Origin of the sequence: Streptomyces sp. NBC_00988 (genome assembly GCF_045162645.1) — a bacterium.
In the GTDB taxonomy this organism is placed as follows: Bacteria; Actinomycetota; Actinomycetes; order Streptomycetales; family Streptomycetaceae; genus Streptomyces.
The window spans coordinates 6,209,410-6,229,560 of sequence record NZ_CP108730.1; the positions used below are offsets into that span (position 1 = coordinate 6,209,410).

General features: G+C 70.0%; 17 protein-coding genes. 10 read left to right on the plus strand and 7 right to left on the minus strand.

The window, feature by feature from the left end; all coding sequences use genetic code 11:
- Positions 1-44 precede the first annotated feature (44 nt).
- Genes OG496_RS28470 through OG496_RS28480 form a run of 3 tightly spaced genes read left to right on the plus strand, consistent with a single transcriptional unit; the run spans position 45 to position 3,099 of the window.
- Positions 45-1,508 (plus strand): replication initiator, encoded by a 1,464-nt coding sequence (locus OG496_RS28470; protein ID WP_405972910.1) that lies wholly within the window; start codon positions 45-47, stop codon positions 1,506-1,508.
- A complete protein-coding gene (locus tag OG496_RS28475; protein WP_059083826.1) occupies positions 1,505-1,711 on the plus strand; it encodes an AlpA family transcriptional regulator in 207 nt (68 codons plus the stop codon). The genes OG496_RS28470 and OG496_RS28475 overlap by 4 nt, the downstream gene beginning before the upstream one ends.
- Positions 1,705-3,099 (plus strand): tyrosine-type recombinase/integrase, encoded by a 1,395-nt coding sequence (locus OG496_RS28480; RefSeq protein ID WP_405972911.1) that lies wholly within the window; start codon positions 1,705-1,707, stop codon positions 3,097-3,099. The genes OG496_RS28475 and OG496_RS28480 overlap by 7 nt, the downstream gene beginning before the upstream one ends.
- A 73-nt stretch (positions 3,100-3,172) precedes the next feature.
- Here the strand turns inward: OG496_RS28480 and OG496_RS28485 are convergent, their stop codons facing one another.
- The 5 genes from OG496_RS28485 to OG496_RS28505 all read right to left on the minus strand — a co-directional run bounded on the left by OG496_RS28485 (position 3,173) and on the right by OG496_RS28505 (position 9,124).
- Complete coding sequence (locus tag OG496_RS28485) at positions 3,173-4,057, minus strand: hypothetical protein (RefSeq protein WP_405972912.1); 885 nt, start codon at positions 4,055-4,057, stop codon at positions 3,173-3,175.
- Positions 4,058-4,840: 783 nt separating this feature from the next.
- The gene (locus tag OG496_RS28490; protein WP_405972913.1) at positions 4,841-5,725 is read right to left on the minus strand and encodes a GNAT family N-acetyltransferase; all 885 of its coding nucleotides are present in this window, start codon (positions 5,723-5,725) and stop codon (positions 4,841-4,843) included.
- 97 nt (positions 5,726-5,822) lie between these two features.
- Positions 5,823-6,776 (minus strand): CU044_5270 family protein, encoded by a 954-nt coding sequence (locus tag OG496_RS28495; protein ID WP_405972914.1) that lies wholly within the window; start codon positions 6,774-6,776, stop codon positions 5,823-5,825.
- Positions 6,769-7,386, minus strand: a complete 618-nt coding sequence (locus OG496_RS28500) for an RNA polymerase sigma factor (protein ID WP_405972915.1) — start codon at positions 7,384-7,386, stop codon at positions 6,769-6,771. Before OG496_RS28500 ends, OG496_RS28495 begins: the two co-directional genes overlap by 8 nt.
- Positions 7,387-7,591: 205 nt before the next feature.
- Positions 7,592-9,124, minus strand: coding sequence for a S1C family serine protease (locus tag OG496_RS28505; RefSeq protein ID WP_405972916.1), 1,533 nt, complete (start codon positions 9,122-9,124; stop codon positions 7,592-7,594).
- 258 nt (positions 9,125-9,382) lie between these two features.
- On the opposite strand from OG496_RS28505, the gene OG496_RS28510 reads away from it, so the two are divergent.
- From OG496_RS28510 to OG496_RS28520, 3 genes are all read left to right on the plus strand, one after another.
- Positions 9,383-10,228, plus strand: coding sequence for a glycerophosphodiester phosphodiesterase (locus tag OG496_RS28510; protein WP_366494871.1), 846 nt, complete (start codon positions 9,383-9,385; stop codon positions 10,226-10,228).
- Positions 10,229-10,446: 218 nt separating this feature from the next.
- Complete coding sequence (locus OG496_RS28515; RefSeq protein WP_405972917.1) at positions 10,447-10,998, plus strand: ATP-binding protein; 552 nt, start codon at positions 10,447-10,449, stop codon at positions 10,996-10,998.
- A 159-nt stretch (positions 10,999-11,157) separates the two neighbouring features.
- Complete coding sequence (locus OG496_RS28520; protein WP_366494870.1) at positions 11,158-12,123, plus strand: DUF5926 family protein; 966 nt, start codon at positions 11,158-11,160, stop codon at positions 12,121-12,123.
- Positions 12,124-12,367: 244 nt separating this feature from the next.
- On the opposite strand, the gene OG496_RS28525 is transcribed toward OG496_RS28520, so the two are convergent.
- Both OG496_RS28525 and OG496_RS28530 read right to left on the minus strand, forming a co-directional pair.
- Positions 12,368-12,934, minus strand: a complete 567-nt coding sequence (locus OG496_RS28525; protein ID WP_405972918.1) for a hypothetical protein — start codon at positions 12,932-12,934, stop codon at positions 12,368-12,370.
- A 56-nt stretch (positions 12,935-12,990) separates the two neighbouring features.
- Entirely contained in the window at positions 12,991-13,656 is a 666-nt protein-coding gene (locus tag OG496_RS28530; protein ID WP_366494868.1) for a bifunctional DNA primase/polymerase, read from the minus strand.
- 462 nt (positions 13,657-14,118) lie between these two features.
- Here OG496_RS28530 and OG496_RS28535 point away from each other — a divergent pair, with 462 nt between their 5' ends.
- The 4 genes from OG496_RS28535 to OG496_RS28550 all read left to right on the plus strand — a co-directional run bounded on the left by OG496_RS28535 (position 14,119) and on the right by OG496_RS28550 (position 20,108).
- Positions 14,119-15,672 (plus strand): PP2C family protein-serine/threonine phosphatase, encoded by a 1,554-nt coding sequence (locus OG496_RS28535; protein ID WP_405976724.1) that lies wholly within the window; start codon positions 14,119-14,121, stop codon positions 15,670-15,672.
- 93 nt (positions 15,673-15,765) lie between these two features.
- Positions 15,766-17,232: an aminopeptidase P family protein gene (locus tag OG496_RS28540; RefSeq protein WP_405972919.1), complete on the plus strand. Its 1,467-nt coding sequence runs from the start codon at positions 15,766-15,768 to the stop codon at positions 17,230-17,232.
- Between the two features lie 129 nt (positions 17,233-17,361).
- Positions 17,362-18,753, plus strand: a complete 1,392-nt coding sequence (locus OG496_RS28545; RefSeq protein ID WP_405972920.1) for a PLP-dependent aminotransferase family protein — start codon at positions 17,362-17,364, stop codon at positions 18,751-18,753.
- Positions 18,754-18,851: 98 nt separating this feature from the next.
- Positions 18,852-20,108: an MFS transporter gene (locus OG496_RS28550; protein ID WP_405972921.1), complete on the plus strand. Its 1,257-nt coding sequence runs from the start codon at positions 18,852-18,854 to the stop codon at positions 20,106-20,108.
- Positions 20,109-20,151 lie beyond the last annotated feature (43 nt).

Genomic DNA, 20,151 nt, shown 5'->3' on the forward strand with positions numbered 1-20,151 from the left:
CCCGTAGGCCGCTCCCTCGCGCCAGAAAGGACACCTCGCCACCCATGCGCCGCCCCCTCGACCTGCGCCACCTCATCAGCCCCGGCCTGCGGGACCTGGTCGAACTGGCCAACACCGACGACTTCGACCGCGTCACCGAACAGGTGCGCGGCCTCGGCGGCTGCACCAGCCCCGTCAACCTGCACGGCTGGACGGTCACCATCGACCAGACCACCAGGCAAGTGGTCCGTTCCTATCGCTCCGAGGACGAACCCACCGGACGCCTCCTCACTACCTGTGGCAACCGCCGCGCCTCCCGCTGCCCCGCCTGCTCCCGCCTCTACGCCGCCGACACCTACCACCTGATCAAGGCCGGACTGTCTGGCGGCAAGAACGTCGCCGAATCCGTTCGCGACCACCCGCGCGCCTTCGTCACCCTCACCGCCCCGTCCTTCGGCCCCGTCCACAACCGCCCGACGACCGACACGAGCAAGCCCCGCCCCTGTGCGTGTGGCGAGAGCCACCCCCAGGACGCTCCCGAACTCGGCACTCCACTCCGCCCGGCAAGCTACGACTACACCGGCGCCGTTCTGTGGAACGCCCATGCCGGGGCTCTGTGGGCGCGCTTCACCACCTACCTGCGCCGGGCCCTCGCCGAGCACCTCGGCATGACCCAGAAGGCACTCAACACGGCTCTCCGGGTCTCCTTCGCCAAAGTCGCCGAATACCAGCAACGCGGCCTGGTCCACTTCCACGCGGTGGTCCGCTTCGACGGTCCCGACGGCCACACCACCTCGCCCCCGGCCTGGGCCACCTTCGACGCCCTCCGCGTCGCCGTCGGCCTAGCCGTCGAGCGTGCCCGGCTCATGGTCGAGTCGGATGCGGTCGGCGATCGAGTCATCCGCTGGGGCGACCGCTTCAAGGTGGATCAGATTTCAGCCCTGGGGGACGGCGAACTCACAGACGCCAAGGTCGCTGGATACGTGGCCAAGTACGCGACCAAGAACGCCGAAGGCGCGGGCACCGTGGACCGCACCCTCATATGCCGCCCCTGCGCAGGACGCGGCCACGTACGCGGCCCCGACGGCTTCCGCGACCTCTGCGCCGACTGCGACGGAACCGGCCAGGCCGAACTCCTCACAGACCTCCCCGTGCAGCAGCACGCCAGGCAGATGATCCGTACCGCCTGGGCCCTCGGTCACCTCCCCGAGTTCGCCGACCTCAAGCTCTGGAAGTGGGCCCACATGCTCGGATTTCGAGGCCACTTCTCCAGCAAGTCGCGCGCCTACTCGACCACCCTCGGCGCACTCCGCGACGTACGCCGAGCCTGGCGCCTCGCCCAGGCCGAAGCCATCCGCATCCGGGCCGGCCTCCCTGTCGACGACGAGAACACCACCCTCGTCACCTCCGCCTCGTGGACCTACCTCAGCAGCGGCTACCGCCCCGGTGAAGAACTCCTCGCCGCCCAGGTCCGCCACGACAGAACCCACTCCGAGCGCCTCAAGTCCGAAGGAGCACCCTGGCTGTGACCACTCCGACCACCGCCGACAAGCGAACGCTGACGCTGGTCGAAGCCCTCGCCGAGATCCGGGTCTCTCGCGCAGCCTTCTACCGAATGCGTGCTCGCGGCCAGGCACCCAAACACCTGAAGCTCCCCAACGGCCAGATACGCATCCGCCGGGCCGACCTCGACGCCTGGTTCGACGGCTGCGAGGTGCAGGAAGCGTGCTGACCTACGACGTTCAGATCTGGGGCATCCGCAAGCGCCCCAACCGTGCGGCGGCCTATCAGCTCCGTTGGCGCGTTGGTCCGCGCCCCTTCTCCAAGAGCTACAAGATCAAGGCCCAGGCTGACGGTCGACGTTCCGAGTTGCTAGCCGCCCTCCGCAACCGCGAACAGTTCGACACGGACACCGGCCTGCCCGCTTCCGAAGTCCAGGCGCTCAACTCCTCGACCTGGTACGCCCACACCCGCGCATACGCCGAGATGAAGTGGCCTGGCGCCTCGGCCAAACACCGCGCGAGCATCGCTGACACGCTCGCCACCATCACACCGAAGCTGGTCAAGGACAAGCGCGGGGCTCCGGCTTCGAAGGTGCTCCGGATCGCGCTCTACTCGTGGGTCTACCGGTTCGTCCTCGGCGACGACGGAACGCTGAGGCCGCGTCTCGACGTCGAAGAGCCGACGGCCGACATCGTGGCCGCGTTGGACTGGATCGACCGGAAGACCGTGGACATCACCGACCTCAACACGCCCTCCATGGTGCGCACGGCGCTCGACGCGCTGAAGCTGAAGCAGGACGGCACAGCCGCTGCCGAGAACACGGTGAACCGCAAGCGGACGGTCTTCAGCAACTGTCTCCGGTACGCGGTGGAGCGGGAGTTGCTGACGACTCTGCCCCTCGACAAGGTCGACTGGACCCCGCCCGAGACCGACGACGAGATCGACTTCCGGTTTGTCCCCGGCCCCAAGCTGGCAAAGGCGTTGATCGACGCTGTCGGTGAACAGGGCGAACGCGGACGGCACTTGATGGCGTTCTTCGGCTGCCTCTACTACGCGGCCAACCGACCTGGTGAGGCGGCCGGTCTCCGTGAGAACGACTTCACCCTTCCGGAAGAGGGTTGGGGTGAAGTCCTGCTCTCCACGAGCATGCCCCGAGTCGGCTCCGGATGGACGGACACGGGCGAGTCGTTCGATACGCGCGGCCTGAAGAAGCGGGCCCGAAAGGCGACGCGGCCGGTGCCGATTCCGCCGGTTCTCGTGCGCCTGGTACGCGAGCACATCAAGGAGTTCGGTACCACCGAGGACGGCCGGCTCTTTCGCGCGGCCCAGGGTGGCCACCTCTTGTCCAAGGAGTACGGGGAAGCGTGGAAGGCCGCCCGACTCGCAGCGCTGACGGACTCCGAGGCGGCCTCGCCGCTGGCTGACGTGCCGTACTCCCTGCGCCACGCGGGCGTCTCGCTCTGGCTTGAGTCCGGTGTTTCGCCTGCCGAGGTCGCGCGGCGGGCGGGCCACAGCATCGCGGTGTTGTTCCGCTTCTACGCCAAGGCCATTCACCGCAACCAGGAGCGCTCGAACGAACAGATCGAGCGTGCCTTGGAGGCCGCCAAAGGGGAGTAGACGGCGCGGCTGTCCACGCAAGAGGCGCCATCCTCACCCCACGTCGGGGAGAGGGGGCGCGCCGCGTCCGGCTCTACCTCTCTATGCGAACCCTTTCGCCGTCCATGGAATAGACGACCTCAGCACGTCCTGGAATCCGTTCCAGGTTCGTGCCCGCGGTCATGATGGAGCCACCGTTGTCCATGAGAACCGTGTGGAGGTCACCGTCTCGGCACATGCGGATATGTGCCGGACTCGTGTCTGGGACGAGCACTGTGCCCTCACGTCCGATGCCGTACTGGGTCGTTTCGCCGTCGTCGAAGGCATTCACCAGCCTGACTCGTTGCTCTTCGCGCCAGCCATTGATGTCAGGCTTCTCAGCGCTGCTCATCGGCACGGAGGTGAGCTCGGCTTCAAGTGCGGCATCCTCTGCGGACTTGGGTGGCTCCACCGGATGTGCTGCGTCAACTCCGACCAGGGGGACTGCGTGCGCCACCTTCAACTCACTCTTGAGGGCTGGCTTCCAAGCATCGCTGCTGACGCCGTCGATGGTTCGATTCTCGCCATCGAGGGTTGCTGCCAGGTCTCTCACGTACTGGCTCACTTGCAGCCATCCCTGTCTCCTATCGGAGTCCACCGACAGGAGACAGACGATGACAAGCCTGTGCGGCTGCTTCCTCCACCGCCGCGAGAGGTTCCAGGGACCCGCATTCTTCAAGGGCGGCACCTCCAGCACCTGAAGACGGAAATGTGCGGTGCCTGCTCGCCAGTCGGCCGTGTAGGGCGAAGCACCCTCAAGCTTGATGTCCGACCGATGGGCGAGCCACTGGAGGGTCTTCTCAGCGGTGGCGGCGATCCGGACGGTCTCTGTCCACGGGCTCTGCTCAACGCACCTCAGCAGCAGGGATGCTCGCGGATCCGCGTAGCTGGCATGGATGTGATGATCAGGTCGGTTCTGCGCTCGATTTTTTCCCCACATTGGTACTCCCGGGGCAGCACTCAGTCAATGCGAGCCGTTACCCTCCCCGCAGGTTGCCGCGGCTATTTCCAGTCGCCGTCATGGTTCGGGCAGCGATAGCCAGTACCTTTGCAGTCCGGACAATCGATCATGAAGCCTGGAAAGCCCGCGACCCGGCCGTCTCCTGTGCATTTCGGGCAGGTCAGCGTGCCCTCATGGCACCGACGACACTCGGCGCCTGTCTGTTGCCAGCCCATGGCCTGGCCTCCAATTCCACCCCTTCAGCCAAAGTAGCATTATTGTGCAAAAGGGAACAAATTGGGCTAAGCAAAAAAAGCACATTTACTGCATAGTGTGGAATGGAGCGCCTCCGCTGCGCTTGAAAGCGGCGCCAGGGAGCACGACTGCCTGGTGGGGTGGTGCCGAGCGTGGCGTGGTGGACGTCATATCTCAGGCGCTCACAGCCCACCTACCGCTCCACTCCGCCGGACCTTGGTCCACGCCTGGTCCACACGCACTGATCAACACCGCGACAGAGCCGCGTCAAGGTGAGACAGGGCCATGCAAAAGGGGCGCCCCTCAGCGAGAGGCACCCCTTCTGACCAGCACGTCTATGACCTGCGGAGGCGGTGCGATCCGGCCCCACGGAAACGCCGTCACGCTCTCGCGTTTTTCAAGACCGTTCCCTTAGGCCGCTCGGGCAACCCACCTGCGCACACGCCCACCAGGGACGGAGCGGGTACAGCGTACCGGCACCGGGCGGTTCGCGGGTGGCGTGGCCTCGCTTGGGGCTGTCCGCCGCGGCTACTCCCGCGCCGCCCCCAAGAAGTCGTACCCGACAAAGTCCCCCACCGGAACGAACCCGATGCGCTGATAGAGGGCGGTGCTGGTGGTGTTGGCCGGGTCGGCGAACAGGACGACGTCTGTCGCGCCGGCCGCCAGTGCGGCTCTGCTCACCTCGACCGTCACGGCGCCCGCGTAGCCGCGGGCCCTGAGGTGGGCCGGGGTGTAGACGGGGTCGATCCGGACCATGTCGGCGGTCATCGAGGTCACGGCCGCCATGGAGGCAGGGATGCCGTCAGGGGTCTCCCAGAACGTGAAGTGCCTGTCGCCGAAGCGCGAGGTTGCCCAGTCTCCGGCGTCGATGGCGTCTATGGAGACGGTCTCTCCGACGTCGACGCAGAACTCACGGCACCAGCGCACGACTTGGTCACGGTCCTGCTCGCCCGCGACTCGGCCCCGGCCCTCCGGGACCGGTTCCGGTGGGGTGAGCGTGCCGAGACGGTGGAGACGGGCACCCCAACTGCGTACCGACGTCGCACCCGTGTGCCGCTGCCAGGCCTCGGCGAACGTGGTGGCGGTGTCGTGGTCCGAGAGGACACCGGGGAGGGAGTGACCGAGACCGGTCAGGTGGGCGGCGAGAGTGTCGGCCTGCTCGGGGGAGAGGGAGGTGGGATTCAGGTTGCGGCGGGAGTTGACGCGGTAGAAGGCGGCCTGGACCTCGCCCCCTCGCTCCAGTCGGCCGAACACGGGGGCCTCTGTGCCGTGGGCCTTTGACCCCCGCTCTCGTATTTTCTCGATCACCGTCAGCGTCTGGGTGTGTGGGGTGGGGCGTGACCTCAGGAACTCTCCGGCCTGGGCCAGGAACTCGTCGACGTCATCCGTGAGGTGCCAGTCATCCGGTCGCATGGTTCATGATTTCCCGTGCCGTCGGCGTGCGCCTGAGTTTTTGCTCGGCCGTCCTCGCCGAGTACTCGGGCGCCCCGCCGACCGGCACGTCCCGTCCCTACGGCCGCTGCATCACCCGGTCCACCACAGCGCTCGCGGCGAGGTACGACCACTGCTCGTACGTCGTCGCGCCCGCCGGGCGCCGATCGTGCATGCCCAGGTAGCGGTACGTCTTCGCGTCGAAGACCAGGACCCGGCCGCCCTTCGCCCAGGGGGTTCCGGGGGGTCCCACGTACTGGATGCCGATGCCCACGCGGCCGTCCCCGTCCTTCTGGTGGGGCAGGACCTTGATGCCGGGGACGGTGGCCAGCGCCTCGTAGGCCGCGGAGCGGAGCCCCTTCGGCAGGACGGCGGTGCGGAGCAGGCTGGCGACGAAGAACTGGGTGATCGGCCAGTCGGCGGCCCTCATCGGCCTGTTGTAGTCCGCCTTTCCAGGGCCGCCGCGGAGCGCGATCAGCAACTTGGCCGGATCGGTGGGCAGTTGCTTGAGCAGGGTCCACCTGGTCGGCGGCCAGTTGGTCTGGTTCGGCGGGTACACCGGGACCCACTGCTTCTGGCCCAGCTCGCTGACGTAGGACCTCTTGGAGCCGTCGACCGAGTCCCAGCTCTCGTCGACGTACGTCCGGGTCCGGCCGCCCCCGGTCGGGGTCTCCTTGATGACCTCCTTGGTGTAGATGAACTGGTCGTCGCGCGGGGCGATCGGCTTCTCCAGGCGGCGTTCCTCGGCCGCCGCGCCGTTCAGCACGGTGCTCGCGCTCACCGGCTGAGTGCGGGGTGAGGACTCGTTGGCGACCAGCACGGTCGTCGTGATCGCCGCGGCCGCGACGCCCGCCACCGCCATCCGGAGCACGGGACGGCGCCGTACGGCCGCGGGAGCGGGGGCGAGGGCGTTGGGCGTGAGCATCGCCTGGTGGAGGCGGAGAAGGGCACGCGCGCGTGCGGGGTCCGTGAGCGGGGGCGTGTCCGCTTCCCACTCCCTCAGGAGCTGGAGTTCGTTCCTCGGTTCACTCATCGTCGGATTCCTCTCGGAAGGCTGTCGGATCGGATCCGCCCAATGCGTCGCGAAGTTTTCTGCGAGCCCTGTGCAGCCGTGACCGGACCGTCCCCACCGGTACCTCCAGGGCGCGGGCGACCTCCTCGTAGCCGAGGTCGGCCCAGGCGACCAGCAGCAGCACGTCCCGGTGCCTGGCGGGCAACCGGGCCATCGCCAGGGCCAGTTCGCCCCGTACGGCCTGTGCGCTGACCCGCGCGGCCACCCGGTCGGCGACCGGGTCCTCGGAACCGTCGGCGCGGGCGGCCGACGGCAGCCGGCCGATCGCCTTCAGCCGTCGGGCCTCGGCACGCCGGTGCCGGCCTATGAGGTTGGTCGCGATGCCGAACAACCACGGGCGTGCGTCGGCCAGTTCCGTGTTGTACCGGAAGCGCTGCTGGAACGCGGTGGTGAACGTCTCCGCCATCAGGTCCTCGGCGACCTCCGTACCGAGCCGGCGCGCCGCGTAACGGTGCACCGAGTCGGCGTGGCGGTCGAAGAGCACGGCGAATGCCTCGGGCTCGTCCCACGACCGTTCGATCACCGAGGCGTCACTGTCCTGCCCCACCCTGACGCCTGGTCCGACGGTCATCGGGGCTCCTCTCGTCCATACGGACACGCTGATGAAGATTGGGCTTTCACCCGTACTTCGCCGCAGGGAGGAATCCAGTTCCCGAATCGGGGTCCGCGAGTCGCGTTCAGCCGCATGCACACGCGCGTGGAGGACGAAAACGATCGGGCCGGGCAAGGAATCCCTTGCCCGGCCCGCCGGTTGAGCGACTTCGTCTGGCGCTACGTCAGCTGTCGCCGACCCTCGACCCCAGGGTCAGGTCGGTCGTGTGCTCCGTACCGCCGCGCTTGTACGTGATCTTGACCTTGTCGCCCGGCTTGTGGGTCCAGATCTCGCCGATGAGGGTCGGTCCGCTGTCGATCACCGAGTCGTCGAGCTTGGTGATGACGTCGCCGGCCTTGAGGCCCGCCTTGGCCGCGGGCCCGCCGGCCTCCACCGAGGAGGAGCCGCTGACGCCCTCGGCGGTGATCGTCGCTCCGGAGGTGCTGTCCTCCAGGGAGACGGAGGCGCCGATCTTGGCGTACACCGGCTTGCCGGTCTTGATCAGCTGCTGGGCGACGTACTTCGCCTGGTTGATCGGGATGGCGAAGCCCAGGCCGATCGAACCGGACTGGCTGGTGGAGCCGAGGCCGCCGCTGCTGGTCGACTGGATCGCCGAGTTGATGCCGATGACCGAGCCCTGCGCGTCGAGCAGCGGGCCGCCCGAGTTGCCGGGGTTGATCGAGGCGTCGGTCTGCAGGGCGCTCATGTACGACGCCTTGCTGGTGGAGCTGCCGTCGCTGGAGGCCACCGGGCGGTTCTTGGCGCTGATGATGCCCGTGGTCACCGTGTTCGACAGGCCGAAGGGGGCGCCGATGGCGATCGTCTCGTCGCCGACGGCGATCTTGTCCGAGTCGCCGAGGGCGAGCGGCTTGAGGTTGCTGGGGGCGCCCTTGAGCTTGATCACCGCGACGTCGTAGCCCTGGGCGTGGCCGACGATCTCGGCGTCGTACTTCTTGCCGTCCGGGAAGGTCGCCGTGAGCTTGCCGCCGTCGACCGCGTCGGCGACGACGTGGTTGTTGGTGACGATGTGGCCCTGGGTGTCGAACACGAAGCCCGTGCCCGTGCCGCCCTCGCCGCTGGTGCTCTCGGCCTCGATGGTGACCGTGCTGGGCAGCGACTTGGCGGCGACGCCCGCGATGGTGCCCGGGTCGCGCTTCACGGAGGCGCTGCTGCCGGTGTCGGCGGAGACGGTGGTGGAGTTGCTGTTGTCGTCGTTGTCCTTGGCCAGCGTGTAGCCGAGGCCACCGCCCAGGCCGCCGGCGACCAGCGCGGCGATCAGCACGGCGGCGATCAGGCCACCGCGCCCGCCACCGGGCTTCTTGGGCGCGGGCTGCTGCTGGTACGGCGTGCCCCAGCCGCCACCTGCACCGGCACCGTCACCTCCGTAGCCGTCGCCCCCGTAGCCACCGACGCCCTCGCCGCCGTACGCGCCCGCGCCCGTGCCGCTGTCGGCGTACGACGGGGTGGCGGGCGGCGGAGGCGGCCAAGCGGCGTCGGGAGCGGATCCCGTGCCCTGCGGGGGCGCTCCGGCGTACGCCGGAGCGGGGCCCGCGTGCAGCGTGTCCTGCGGGGCGCCCGGAGGCACCGGCGGGAGCTGCGTGGTGGGCGCGCCCCCCTCGGCCGCGGCCGCCTGCGGGGAAGCTGCGGGAGATTCCACCGGCACAGGAGGTGCAGACGGGGCCGGGGGTACCTCAGTGCCCTCGTTCTCGGTGCTCACAGCTCTTCTCCTCGGTCCACGGCTGTTGTTCTCGGAAGCATGCGGTCACACTCTTCACGCTTGTCGATCGGTCCGGCGCGAAACAGCTGTGCATGTGCTTTTGTATGCCGTCAGCTTTTCCCACCGGCCGTCAGGGCACCATAAGCGGTGCCTGTGGGTTCATGGCGATCCTTTATAAGGTGTCATTCACGCCAAAAAGCCCTATACCTACACGTTCTTGGTTCCACGTGTACCCCTTCGCGGTGGCACCATGACGCGGTGACCCTCGCACGGCAGCACCGGATCCAAGTCGTCGCCCACCGCGGAGCCTCCGAAGAGGCCCCCGAGCACACCCTGGCCGCCTACAAGAAGGCGATCGAGGACGGTGCGGACGCTCTCGAATGCGATGTACGGCTGACCGCCGACGGCCATCTCGTCTGTGTCCACGACCGCCGCGTCAACCGTACGTCGAACGGGCGCGGGGCGGTCTCGGCACTGGAGCTCGCCGATCTGGCCGCCCTGGACTTCGGTTCCTGGAAGGGCCGCGACTCCCGGACGACACGGGACGAGGAGCCCGACTGGGAGCACCTTCCGGAGGACCGCGAGGACACCTCCGTGCTCACCCTGGAGCGGCTGCTCGAACTCGTCGCGGACGCGGGCCGGCGCGTGGAACTGGCCATCGAGACGAAGCATCCGACGCGCTGGGCGGGCCAGGTCGAGGAACGGCTGCTGGTGCTCCTGAAGCGCTTCGGCCTGGACGCCCCGGCCTCCGCCGCCGAGTCCCCGGTACGGGTCATGAGCTTCTCGGCGCGCTCGCTGCACCGGGTGCGGGCGGCCTCCCCGGCACTGCCGACGGTGTACCTGCTGCAGTTCCTCTCGCCCCGCCTGAGGGACGGTCGACTTCCGGCCGGTGTCCGGATCGCAGGCCCCTCGATCCGGATCGTGCGCAATCACCCTGCGTACATCGAGCGGCTGAAAAACGCCGGTCACCAGGTGCACGTGTGGACGGTCAACGAGCCCGAGGACGTCGATCTCTGCGTTGACCTGGGCATTGACGCCATCATCACCAACCGGCCGGGGGCCGTTCTGAGCCAGCTCGGTCGCGGTCAGCAAACAACCTCATAAAGACCGCCAAACACCCCTTGACCCGGCCACCTCACCTGCACCATCCTCCGAACCCGGCCACACCGTCGAAAACAAGCCACTCGATTACAGGGAGTGCACCGGCGCGTTCGGTCCGTGTTCGATCGTTGCGAATGCGTCACTGAACGTGGATTGGCCGGTTTCCGGTACAGGCCAATGGGGCATCCACACCGTGGCGTGGGGCGAAGGAGGTCTCGGGGGTGGCGTTGGTGGTGGCACAGGAGGTGCCCACGTCGTCGAGCATGGCCGTGTCCCATGGCCCTGCGGGCGTGGGACAAGCAAGACATCGCATGCGCGACCAGCTGCGCACGGGCGGTGTGTCGGAAGCGGTCATCGACGATGCCGTACTGATCCTCTCCGAACTGCTGAGCAACGCGTGCAAGCACGGCCGGCCCCTGGGCGACGCCCTGGCCGGTGACGGCGACGTCCGGTGCGCCTGGCGCGTGGACACGGGCGGACGGCTCACGGTCGAGGTGACGGACGGCGGCGGCCCGACCCGCCCGGCTCCGGCCACCCCCTCGGTGACGGCGCACGGCGGACGCGGACTGAACATCATCACCGCGCTGGCCGACGACTGGGGTGTCCGGGACGACACCCGGGGCGAGGTCACGGTGTGGGTCGTCGTGCAGGACGACGTCCATGATCCGGATGCCGGGCACCGACGCGACGACTTCGCTACGCGCGTCACGGCTCCTACGGTGTCGGCGGTCCCCCGGCTGGAGTTCGCGGACGCGTTCGACGACCTCGACTGACCCCGCCGGCCCGCACCTGTCCACGTCACCCGCGTCGGCCGCGTTGCCCACAGGCCGCCGTCCACACCCGCCGGGTTGTCCACAGGCTCCCGTCGGTCATGGCGTGAACGGCTAGGCTCCCGCCCGTACGAGACGAGCCGTAACCGGGAGACACCCACGATGGCCAAGAAGCGCCCCCAGACCACGGCCAGGCGGCCGCAGCTCAGCGACGGAGAGGTCGCGGTCGTCGGTGCCCGCGAGCCCTGCCCCTGCGGCAGCGGCCGCCGCTACAAGGCCTGCCACGGCCGGGCCGCCGCGCACGCGGTGACCGAGCTGGTTCAGCGCCCCTTCGAAGGGCTGCCCGGCGAGGGCGACTGGGTGGCGCTGCGCGAGCTGGTGCCCGCTGCCACGGTCGCCCTGCCACTGAAGGGCGGTCTCCCCGAAGGGGTCCCGTCGGTCACGCTCGCCACGGTGCTGCCGATGGCCTGGCCCGCCCTGCGCCGGGACGACGGCTCGGTGCTGCTCGGCCTGCAGAACGACACGGCCTCCGGCGACATCAGCCGCGACCTCGCGGACACCCTCCAGCGCGCGCTGGTCGCCGATCCGGGCACTCCGGTGCAGGCCCGCCGCGCCCCGGCCGAGGGTCCGCGACTGCAGGATCTCCTCGACCCGGAAGGCACGTTCGAGCCAGTTGTGCACCCGGGCTTCGAATTCTGGGTCCCGGAGGCTTCGAGCGCGGCGCCGGAGGTGACCGCCTCCCTGGAGCGCGCCAACGCCGCCGCCATCCCGACCGTCAAGCTCCAGGGCGTGGACGCCGCGTACTGGTGCGAGACCCCGGACAAGAACCATCTGCGCTGGGTCATGCCGTACCCCGAGGAGCAACTTCTGGACGGTCTCGCGCGGTTGCACGCCGCGGGCCGCTCCGGTCTCGGCGAGGGCACCCGTCTCGTGGGGTCCTTCCGTGCTCACGGTCTCACCGTCCCCGTCTGGGACCTGCCGAGCGGGCTCGGCGCGGACGACATCGAGAAGCCGGCCGCCGAGTTCGCCGAGCGCCTCGCCGCCGCTCTGGCCACGGAGGCACCGCTCACCGCGGACGAGCGCCGCGCGCGGGGCGGCCTCACCAACCGGCAGGTCACGCTGAGCTGACACCCGGAATGGGCCAAGGGTTCGACCGACCGACGGTTCAGCCGCAACAGGCCTGTTCACTCGGGTGACTCCTGTCACAACTCCCCGTTGTGAAAGGGAAGTCGGTGTCCGAATAGCCGAGATCGAATTTGCGAACCGCCGATCTCTTGTTACCGTTCGAGTAGCCCGGTTGCTGGTGCATCCCCCGTCGCCAGCAACCGGGTCTTCTCATGCCCGGGCCGCATGTACGGAACGATGTCGTCCGTCAACTCGCCGTAGGCGCCGAGGAGTTGCTCCCCGAGCGCAGCAACAGCGGCCCGCTCCCGCTCCGCCTCGCGAACTCCGCCACGGCCGTGTAGGCCGCCAGATCGCCCTGTGTCCGCTCCCGGGGTGTCTCGCACAGCGCGGGCTCGTCCTCGGCCGCCACGACGCAGTGCATCTGCATGGTGCGGTCCGCCGGACCCATGAGGCTCAGCACCGAATCCAGGTCGTCGCCGGTCGCGTTCCGGTAGTAGGTGCGCGCCCAGGTGTCCTCACCCTGTGTCATGACACAGGTCTGCGCCTCGATGCCGTCGGGGGAGGAGAGCTCGGGTCCGCAGCGCGCCGCCGTCGCCAGTCCCAGGCCGAGCGTCAGCGGGGACCGGACGGGCGAGGGCGCGGCGGACGGCGCCTTGGCGTCACCCTCGGAGGAGCCGGAGGAATCCGAGGAGTGGACCAGGGACCGTACGACCGCGTGACCCTCGTCGCGTACGGGTCCCGCGGACGCCACGGCCAGCGGCAGCGCGACCGCGCACACCGCGACGCCCGCGAGGGCGAGCAGACGAAGGTTCATAGGTCGGAAGATAACGACCAACTACGGGCGCCATGTCCCGCGCACGCCCGACACCCCTACAACTCGGGCGCGCTCACACCCGTACGAGTGAGGGCCTCGACCACGGCGTCCACCACGGCCTCGACGTCGGGTACCCAGGGCGAGGACGAGCCGGGCAGTGGTGCGCGCTCCCAGCGGATCTGGCCCTGGCCGGTCTCGGAGGGGGGCAGGGCGAGATAGCCGCCCTCGCCGTGGAAGCGGAGCGAACCGGGGACGTGGTCCTTGGCGTAGAGCAGCTCGCCCAACTGCTCCAGGGAGTACGGCTTGACGAGCAGCGACCAGCGGGTCGGCGCGGCGACGACCGGGCCGAGGCGCATGCCCTGGCGGTCGAGCGCGGCGAGGGCCCGGGCGGCCGCGGGAGCGGGCAGACTGACCGCACAGGGAGCCTTGTCGCCGGTGGCGAGGACGATCGGCGCGGCTGGTCGGTTGCCCCACCACCAGCGCACCATGCGGGCGTCAGTGGTGGCCGCGAGGAGACCGGGGTCGAAGGGGTGTGCGCCGGGCACCGTGCACTCCGGATCCGGACAGCCGCAGCGGGCCCGTCCCTGGGGATCCGGTGCCACGCCCGGGAGTACGGGCCATTGCCATTCTGTCGCGAAGGTCAGGGCCGCGCTGAGCATCTCAGACCTCCTGTTGTCTCGCCTGGACAGGAGCCTGCGTCGCTTTCCGGGGATCTCGCGCATGAGCGCTCGTTCCTTTCCGTTGCACCGCTGGCAACACCGAGGACCACATCACACCATGTGTCGATCACTTCACTGTGCGTACCTGTTGGCGCATCACACCCCTGCCTTCGGCAAGGGGAACCCGTGCGTGCTTGAAAAGCATGGGCGTGGCGATTGGGGGTGGCGAAGTCTGGCGTTTTGCCGTCCCGCGTAGTTCTCTCCGCCTCCGCCACGGGAGGATGGGGCACGATCGTCGGTGGTTAAGACGCCCGGGTCCTTCACCAGGTTCCGGGTGGCCCCCAGCCACCCCTGGCCTTCTCCGAGTACGTACCCATCACGACCGCTGTGACGCTCCGTCGAGCAAACCCAGTCGACCGCAATGGACCGTCCCCTGATGCAGTTTTAAGCCAACTTTGCCAATCCGCAAGGGGAGAGCGAAATAGCACCCGTAGACCCATGGACACCAGGAATCCCGGCAGGACAATGCTGGACATCCCCTCACGAGTGCGTGTACATGTGGAGACACTGCCAGCGGCGCAGAATGACATGGGGGTTTGCGATGCTTTTGAGCAATACGCACCGGTCGGAAAGCCGGACGCCATGAACGCCCCGCACCCTCCGAAAGTGGCTGGAATCGATTCAACGGTTCCCTCGCCCGCACACACTGTCGCGCCCGCGCCTGCCGCCACCGATACCCCTCCGAGCCCCTCCTCGAACACGCAGAACAGGCCTGATACCGCTCCGAACGCGCCAGGTGCCCTGCTCCAGGACCGGCTCGCCGGCTGGGTGTCCGATCTCACGACCCTCCATGAACTCACGGAGCGGCTGGCACGCACGGACGCACTCGACGAAGCACTCCAGGAGCTGCTGCGCGCCGGAGCCGCCCTGGTGGGCGCCCGCCGCGGCCTCGTCGTCCTGGAACCCGGCGACGGCCTGGGCCCCGACACCACCATCGGCCTGGGCCTCGCCCGCTCCGACCTCGGCCACATGGAGACCGTCCCGCGCGGGGCGATGTCGTACGGCCAGCTCCTCGACGGTCCTGTCGGCGTCCCCGGGGGCGAGGGCGGCGAGATCGTCCACCCCGACCTGTTCGCCGAGGACGCCCTCGACCCGCGCCACCGCGAGGTCGCCGTACGCCTGGGCTACGCGGCCAGTTACGCGCTCCCCCTGGCGACCGACGCGGCCGGGCGCCTGGGTGCCGCCGTGTGGCTCTACGACGAGCCCGCCGAGCCGGTCGAGCGGCAGCGCCACCTCGTCGGCCTGTACGCCCGGTACGCCACCGAGCACCTGGCCCGCGTCCTCGAAGTCGAGCGCACGCGCGCGTGCATGACGACCATCGCCGAGGAGCTGCTGCCGTCCCGGCTCCCCCGCGTGGCCGGTGTGCAGCTCGCCGCGCTGCACCGCACGGGTCCGCGCGGCGGCGGCGACTGGTACGACGCGCTGCCGCTGCCCGATGCCGCGCTCGGCCTCGCGGTCGGTTCGGTGACCGGCTCCGGGCCCAGCGCGATCGCCGCGATGGGCCGGCTCCGCGCCTCCCTGCGGGCGTACGCGGTGATGGAGGGCGAGGACCCGGTCGCGGTCCTGTCCGACCTCGAACTGCTCCTCAGGCTCACCGAACCCGCCCGCTCGGCCACCGCCCTGTTCGCCTACTGCGAGCCCGCGCTGCGCAAGATCACCCTGGCCGGCGCCGGACACAGCCCGCCCCTCCTGGTCGGGGAGCGGCGCACGGAGTTCGTGGAGACCTCCGTGTCCGCGCCCCTGGGCATGCTGGCCTGCTGGGAGGCGCCGAGCGTGGAGCTGGAGGCGGAGGCCGGCGAGACGGTGCTGCTCTACACGGACGGGCTGCTGCACCGCACCGGCGACCCCATGGACCGCGCCTTCGCCCGCCTCCACGCGGCGGCCGCCAGTGTCCCCAAGGCGCTGCGCGAGGACCCGGCCGCGATCGCCGACCACGTCCTGCGGACCGTGCTGCCGGACGGCCTCGACACGGCCGACAGCGACGAGGACGTCGTCCTCCTGGCAGCTCGCTTCGAGTAGTCGCCGGACAGCCATGTGTAACAGGCCATACGGCCCTGGGCCCCCTTCCGTACGACCGTACGATGGACGGGGTCCAGTGCCGTATCTAGGAGGATGACCGTGGCCGACGAGCTCAACCCGGAGACCCCGGAAGCGGAGCCTGAAGAGCCCATCAAGAAGCGGAAGAACGGCTTGTACCCCGGCGTGTCCGACGAACTCGCAGACAGCATGAAGTCCGGCTGGGCCGACACCGAGCTGCACGACCTGCGGCCCGTCGAGCAGGCCGAGCACACCGCCCGCCGCCGTGCCGTGCTCTCCGCGCGCTTCCCGGGCGAGCGCCTGGTGATCCCCGCGGGCAACCTGAAGACCCGCTCGAACGACACCGAGTACCCCTTCCGGGCGTCGGTCGAGTACGCGTACCTGACGGGCAACCTCACCGAGGACGGCGTCCTCGTCCTGGAGCCCACCACCGAGGGCCACAAGGCGACGATCTACCTCCTGCCGCGCTCCGACCGCGAGAACGGCGAGTTCTGGCTCTCCGGCCAGGGCGAGCTGTGGGTCGGCCGCCGCCACTCCCTCACCGAATCCGAGCAGCTCTACGGCATCCCCGCCTCCGACGTCCGCGAACTGCCCGCCGCCCTGCGCGAGGCCACCGGCCCCGTCCGCGTGGTCCGCAGCTACGACGCCGGCATCGAGGCCGCGCTGACCGACAAGGTCACCGCCGAGCGCGACGAGGAACTGCGGGTCTTCCTCTCCGAAGCACGCCTGGTCAAGGACGAGTTCGAGGTCGGCGAGCTGCAGAAGGCCGTCGACTCGACGGTCCGCGGCTTCGAGGACGTCGTGCGCGTGCTCGACAAGGCCGAGGCGACGAGCGAGCGCTACATCGAGGGCACCTTCTTCCTCCGCGCGCGCGTGGAGGGCAACGACGTCGGCTACGGCTCGATCTGCGCCGCGGGCCCGCACGCCACCACCCTGCACTGGGTGCGCAACGACGGCCCGGTCCGCTCCGGCGACCTGCTCCTCCTGGACGCCGGCGTCGAGACGCACACCCTGTACACCGCCGACGTCACCCGCACGCTGCCGATCAACGGCCGCTTCACCGAGGTCCAGAAGAAGGTCTACGACGCCGTGTACGAGGCCCAGGAGGCCGGTATCGCGGCGGTGCAGCCGGGCGGCAAGTACCGCGACTTCCACGACGCGGCGCAGCGCGTGCTGGCCGAGAAGATCGTCGAGTGGGGTCTTGTCGAGGGTCCCGTGGAGCGCGTCCTGGAGCTGGGCCTCCAGCGCCGGTGGACGCTGCACGGCACGGGTCACATGCTCGGCATGGACGTCCACGACTGCGCCGCCGCACGGACCGAGACGTACGTCGAGGGCACCCTGGAGCCCGGCATGGTCCTCACGGTGGAGCCCGGCCTGTACTTCCAGGCGGACGACCTCACCGTCCCCGAGGAGTACCGCGGCATCGGCGTCCGCATCGAGGACGACATCCTCGTCACCGAGGACGGCAACCGGAACCTGTCCGACGGCCTGCCCCGCACCTCGGCCGAGGTCGAGGGCTGGATGGCGTCCCTCAAGGGCTGACAGCTGACGACTGCCAACTGATACAAGACTGATGGCCGGGCACACGTGCGGTGCCCGGCCGTTCGTGTGCCGATCGTGTGCCTAGGGGGAGGCTTTTTTCATGAACGCGCCTAGGGGGAGGGCTTTTTCGTGAACGACTTCTGGTCCGGCGTCGGGGTCGACCTGCACCTGGAACCCGACCCCGAGGGAGGCCGCCGGGTCGGTCTCGAACGCGCCCTCCGGGACGCCGTACGGGACGGCCGGCTCGCCCCGGGGACCCGCCTCCCCGCGACCCGCCGGCTCGCGACCGAACTCGGCGTCTCCCGGGGCACCGCGAAGGCCGCCTACGACCAGCTCGTCGCCGAGGGGTACCTCACCGCGCGCCAGGGCTCGGGCACCGAGGTCGCACGACTGCCCTCCGTCGACGCGGAGGCACCGGGCGCGGCGGCACGCGCGCGTGTACCCCGATTCGACCTGCGGCCCGGCAGCCCCGACGTCGGCATGTTCCCGGCGGCGGCCTGGCTGCGCTCACTGCGCCGCGCCATCGCGACGGCACCCTCCTTGGCGTACGACTACGGAGATCCGCGCGGCCGCATCGAACTGCGTACCGCGCTGTCCGGGTACTTGGGGCGGGCGCGCGGGGTGATCGCCCCGCCGGAACGGATCGTGATCACGTCCGGGTACGTGCAGGGGCTCGCGCTCCTCACGCGCGTGCTGGACGCGGCGGCCGGGCGCGGTGTCGCCGAGGTCGCCATGGAGGACCCGGGGCTGCCGTTCCACCGGGAGGTGGTGCGGCACAACGGCGGGCGCGTGGTGCCCGTACGGGTCGACGAACGGGGCGCCTGCGCCGAGGACTTGGGGAACGCGGCGGCCGTGGTGGTGACACCGGCCCACCAGTACCCGACCGGCGTGACCCTGCACCCCGAGCGCAGACGGGCGCTGACCGACTGGGCACGCGCGCGTGGCGGGCTGATCGTCGAGGACGACTACGACGGGGAGTTCCGCTACGACCGGCAGCCCGTGGGCGCGCTCCAGGGGATGGCGCCGGGCCAGGTCGTGTACCTGGGGACCGCGTCCAAGACCCTCGGGCCCGCCCTGCGGCTCGGCTGGATGGTGCTGCCGCCGCACCTGGTCGACGCGGTCGCCGACGCCAAGCTGCACAGCGACCACCACACCGAGACCATCGGCCAGTTGGCGCTCGCCGAACTGATCGACAGCCATGCCTACGACCGTCACGTGCGCGCGTGCCGGCTGCGGTACCGGCGCCGCCGCGACCAGCTCCTCGGCCGACTGGGGATGCACGCAAACGTTTACGGCATCGCGGCCGGGCTACACGCGCTGGTGGAGGTCGCCGACGAGGAGACCGTGCTCGCGCGGGCCGAGAAAGAGGGGCTCGCGGTCGGGCGGCTAGGGGAGCACTGGCATGCGGCGGGAGGGGACGAGGGGCGGCCTCAGGGGCTGGTCGTGGGATACGGGACGCCCAGGGAGCGGGTCTATCCGGAGGCGCTGGAAGCGTTGGGGCGGGTGCTGGAGGGGGCGTAACGGGGTCTGAAAGAAGCGGGCGGGTTCCGGATTGGGCCAATGACAGGGCGATCAATTGGGCCTTCTGACCGGTCCAACCGAGCCCTACCGTCGTAGACATGCCGAACACACTCGTCCCGCCCGCGGGCCCGCAACGCACCCTCGCACTCGCCCAGTTGACCAACTCGGTCGGCGACGGCGCCTACTACGTGACCTCGGCGCTGTACTTCACCCACGTCGTCGGGCTCGCCCCCGCGCGCGTGGGCCTCGGGCTCACCCTCGCGTGGGCCGTCGGTTCGCTGGTCGGGGTGCCGCTGGGGCGGCTGGCGGACCGGCGTGGGCCGCGCGGTACGGCGGTGCTGCTGGCGCTGGCGACGGGGCTGGCTGTGGCGTCCTTCCTCGTCGTACGGGGATTCGTGCCGTTCGTGATCGCCGCGTGTGCGTACGCCTCCGCGCAGTCGGGGCTCGCGGCGGCCCGGCAGGCGCTGCTGGCGGGGCTGGTGTCCGCCGGGGAGCGGACCGGGCTGCTGGCGCATCTGCAGTCGACGCTGAACGCCGGTCTCGCGGTGGGCGCGGGTCTCGGCGGGCTCGCGCTGCGGGCGGGGACGCGGTCGGCGTACCTCGGGGTGTTCGCGCTGGACGCGGTGAGCTTCCTGGTGTGCGCGGGGTTGCTGGTGCGGCTGCCGTCGGTTCGGGGCGTCCAGGTGCGGAAGGCCGGCGGTCTCGGAGTGCTGCGGGACCGGCCCTACGTCGTCGTCACGCTGCTCAACACCGTGCTGCTGCTGCGGATGCCGTTGCTCAGCCTCGGGCTGCCGCTGTGGATCGCGGAGCGGACGGACGCGCCGACCTGGCTGGTGTCCGCGCTGTTCGTGCTCAACACCGGGGCGGTGATGGTCTTCCAGGTGCGGACGGCCCGCGGGATCACGGGGCTCGCGTCGGCCACGCGCGCGGTGCGGCGGTCCGGCTGGATCATGCTGGCGGCCTGCGCGGTGTTCGCGCTGTCGGCGGGCGCGTCGCCGTGGGTGGCCGTGGGGGCGCTGGTGGTCGGGGCGGTGCTCCAAGTGGCCGCCGAGATGGGGCAGTCGGCGGGTTCCTGGCAGCTGTCCTTCGACCTGGCTCCGGCCGACCGGGTGGGCGAGTACCAGGGCTTCTTCGGGACCGGCGTCACCGTGGCCAGGACGATGGGCCCCCTGGTGCTGACGTCCCTCCTCCTGGAGTGGGGCACGCCGGGCTGGCTGCTGCTGGGCGGGGCGACGGTCGTGGCGTCGTACGCGATGGGGCCGGCGGCGCGGCGGGCGGCCGGTACCGGGCGGGAGACGGACGAGGACGAGGACGAGGCGGGCGCGGTGAACAGGCAGCCCGCACTGGCGAGTTGACCGGTACCGGTCCGATCACGCCGCCCGCGCCAGTGAGTGACCG

What these genes read in the sequence shown, in the direction of transcription:
- OG496_RS28470 (WP_405972910.1), top strand. Translation starts at nt 45, where the DNA reads ATGCGCCGCCCCCTCGACCTGCGCCACCTCATCAGCCCCGGCCTGCGG.
- OG496_RS28485 (WP_405972912.1), bottom strand. Translation starts at nt 4,057, where the DNA reads ATGTGGGGAAAAAATCGAGCGCAGAACCGACCTGATCATCACATCCAT.
- OG496_RS28490 (WP_405972913.1), bottom strand. Translation starts at nt 5,725, where the DNA reads ATGCGACCGGATGACTGGCACCTCACGGATGACGTCGACGAGTTCCTG.
- OG496_RS28495 (WP_405972914.1), bottom strand. Translation starts at nt 6,776, where the DNA reads ATGAGTGAACCGAGGAACGAACTCCAGCTCCTGAGGGAGTGGGAAGCG.
- OG496_RS28500 (WP_405972915.1), bottom strand. Translation starts at nt 7,386, where the DNA reads ATGACCGTCGGACCAGGCGTCAGGGTGGGGCAGGACAGTGACGCCTCG.
- OG496_RS28520 (WP_366494870.1), top strand. Translation starts at nt 11,158, where the DNA reads ATGGCCAAGAAGCGCCCCCAGACCACGGCCAGGCGGCCGCAGCTCAGC.
- OG496_RS28525 (WP_405972918.1), bottom strand. Translation starts at nt 12,934, where the DNA reads ATGAACCTTCGTCTGCTCGCCCTCGCGGGCGTCGCGGTGTGCGCGGTC.
- OG496_RS28530 (WP_366494868.1), bottom strand. Translation starts at nt 13,656, where the DNA reads ATGCGCGAGATCCCCGGAAAGCGACGCAGGCTCCTGTCCAGGCGAGAC.
- OG496_RS28535 (WP_405976724.1), top strand. Translation starts at nt 14,119, where the DNA reads ATGCTGGACATCCCCTCACGAGTGCGTGTACATGTGGAGACACTGCCA.
- OG496_RS28540 (WP_405972919.1), top strand. Translation starts at nt 15,766, where the DNA reads ATGACCGTGGCCGACGAGCTCAACCCGGAGACCCCGGAAGCGGAGCCT.
- OG496_RS28550 (WP_405972921.1), top strand. Translation starts at nt 18,852, where the DNA reads ATGCCGAACACACTCGTCCCGCCCGCGGGCCCGCAACGCACCCTCGCA.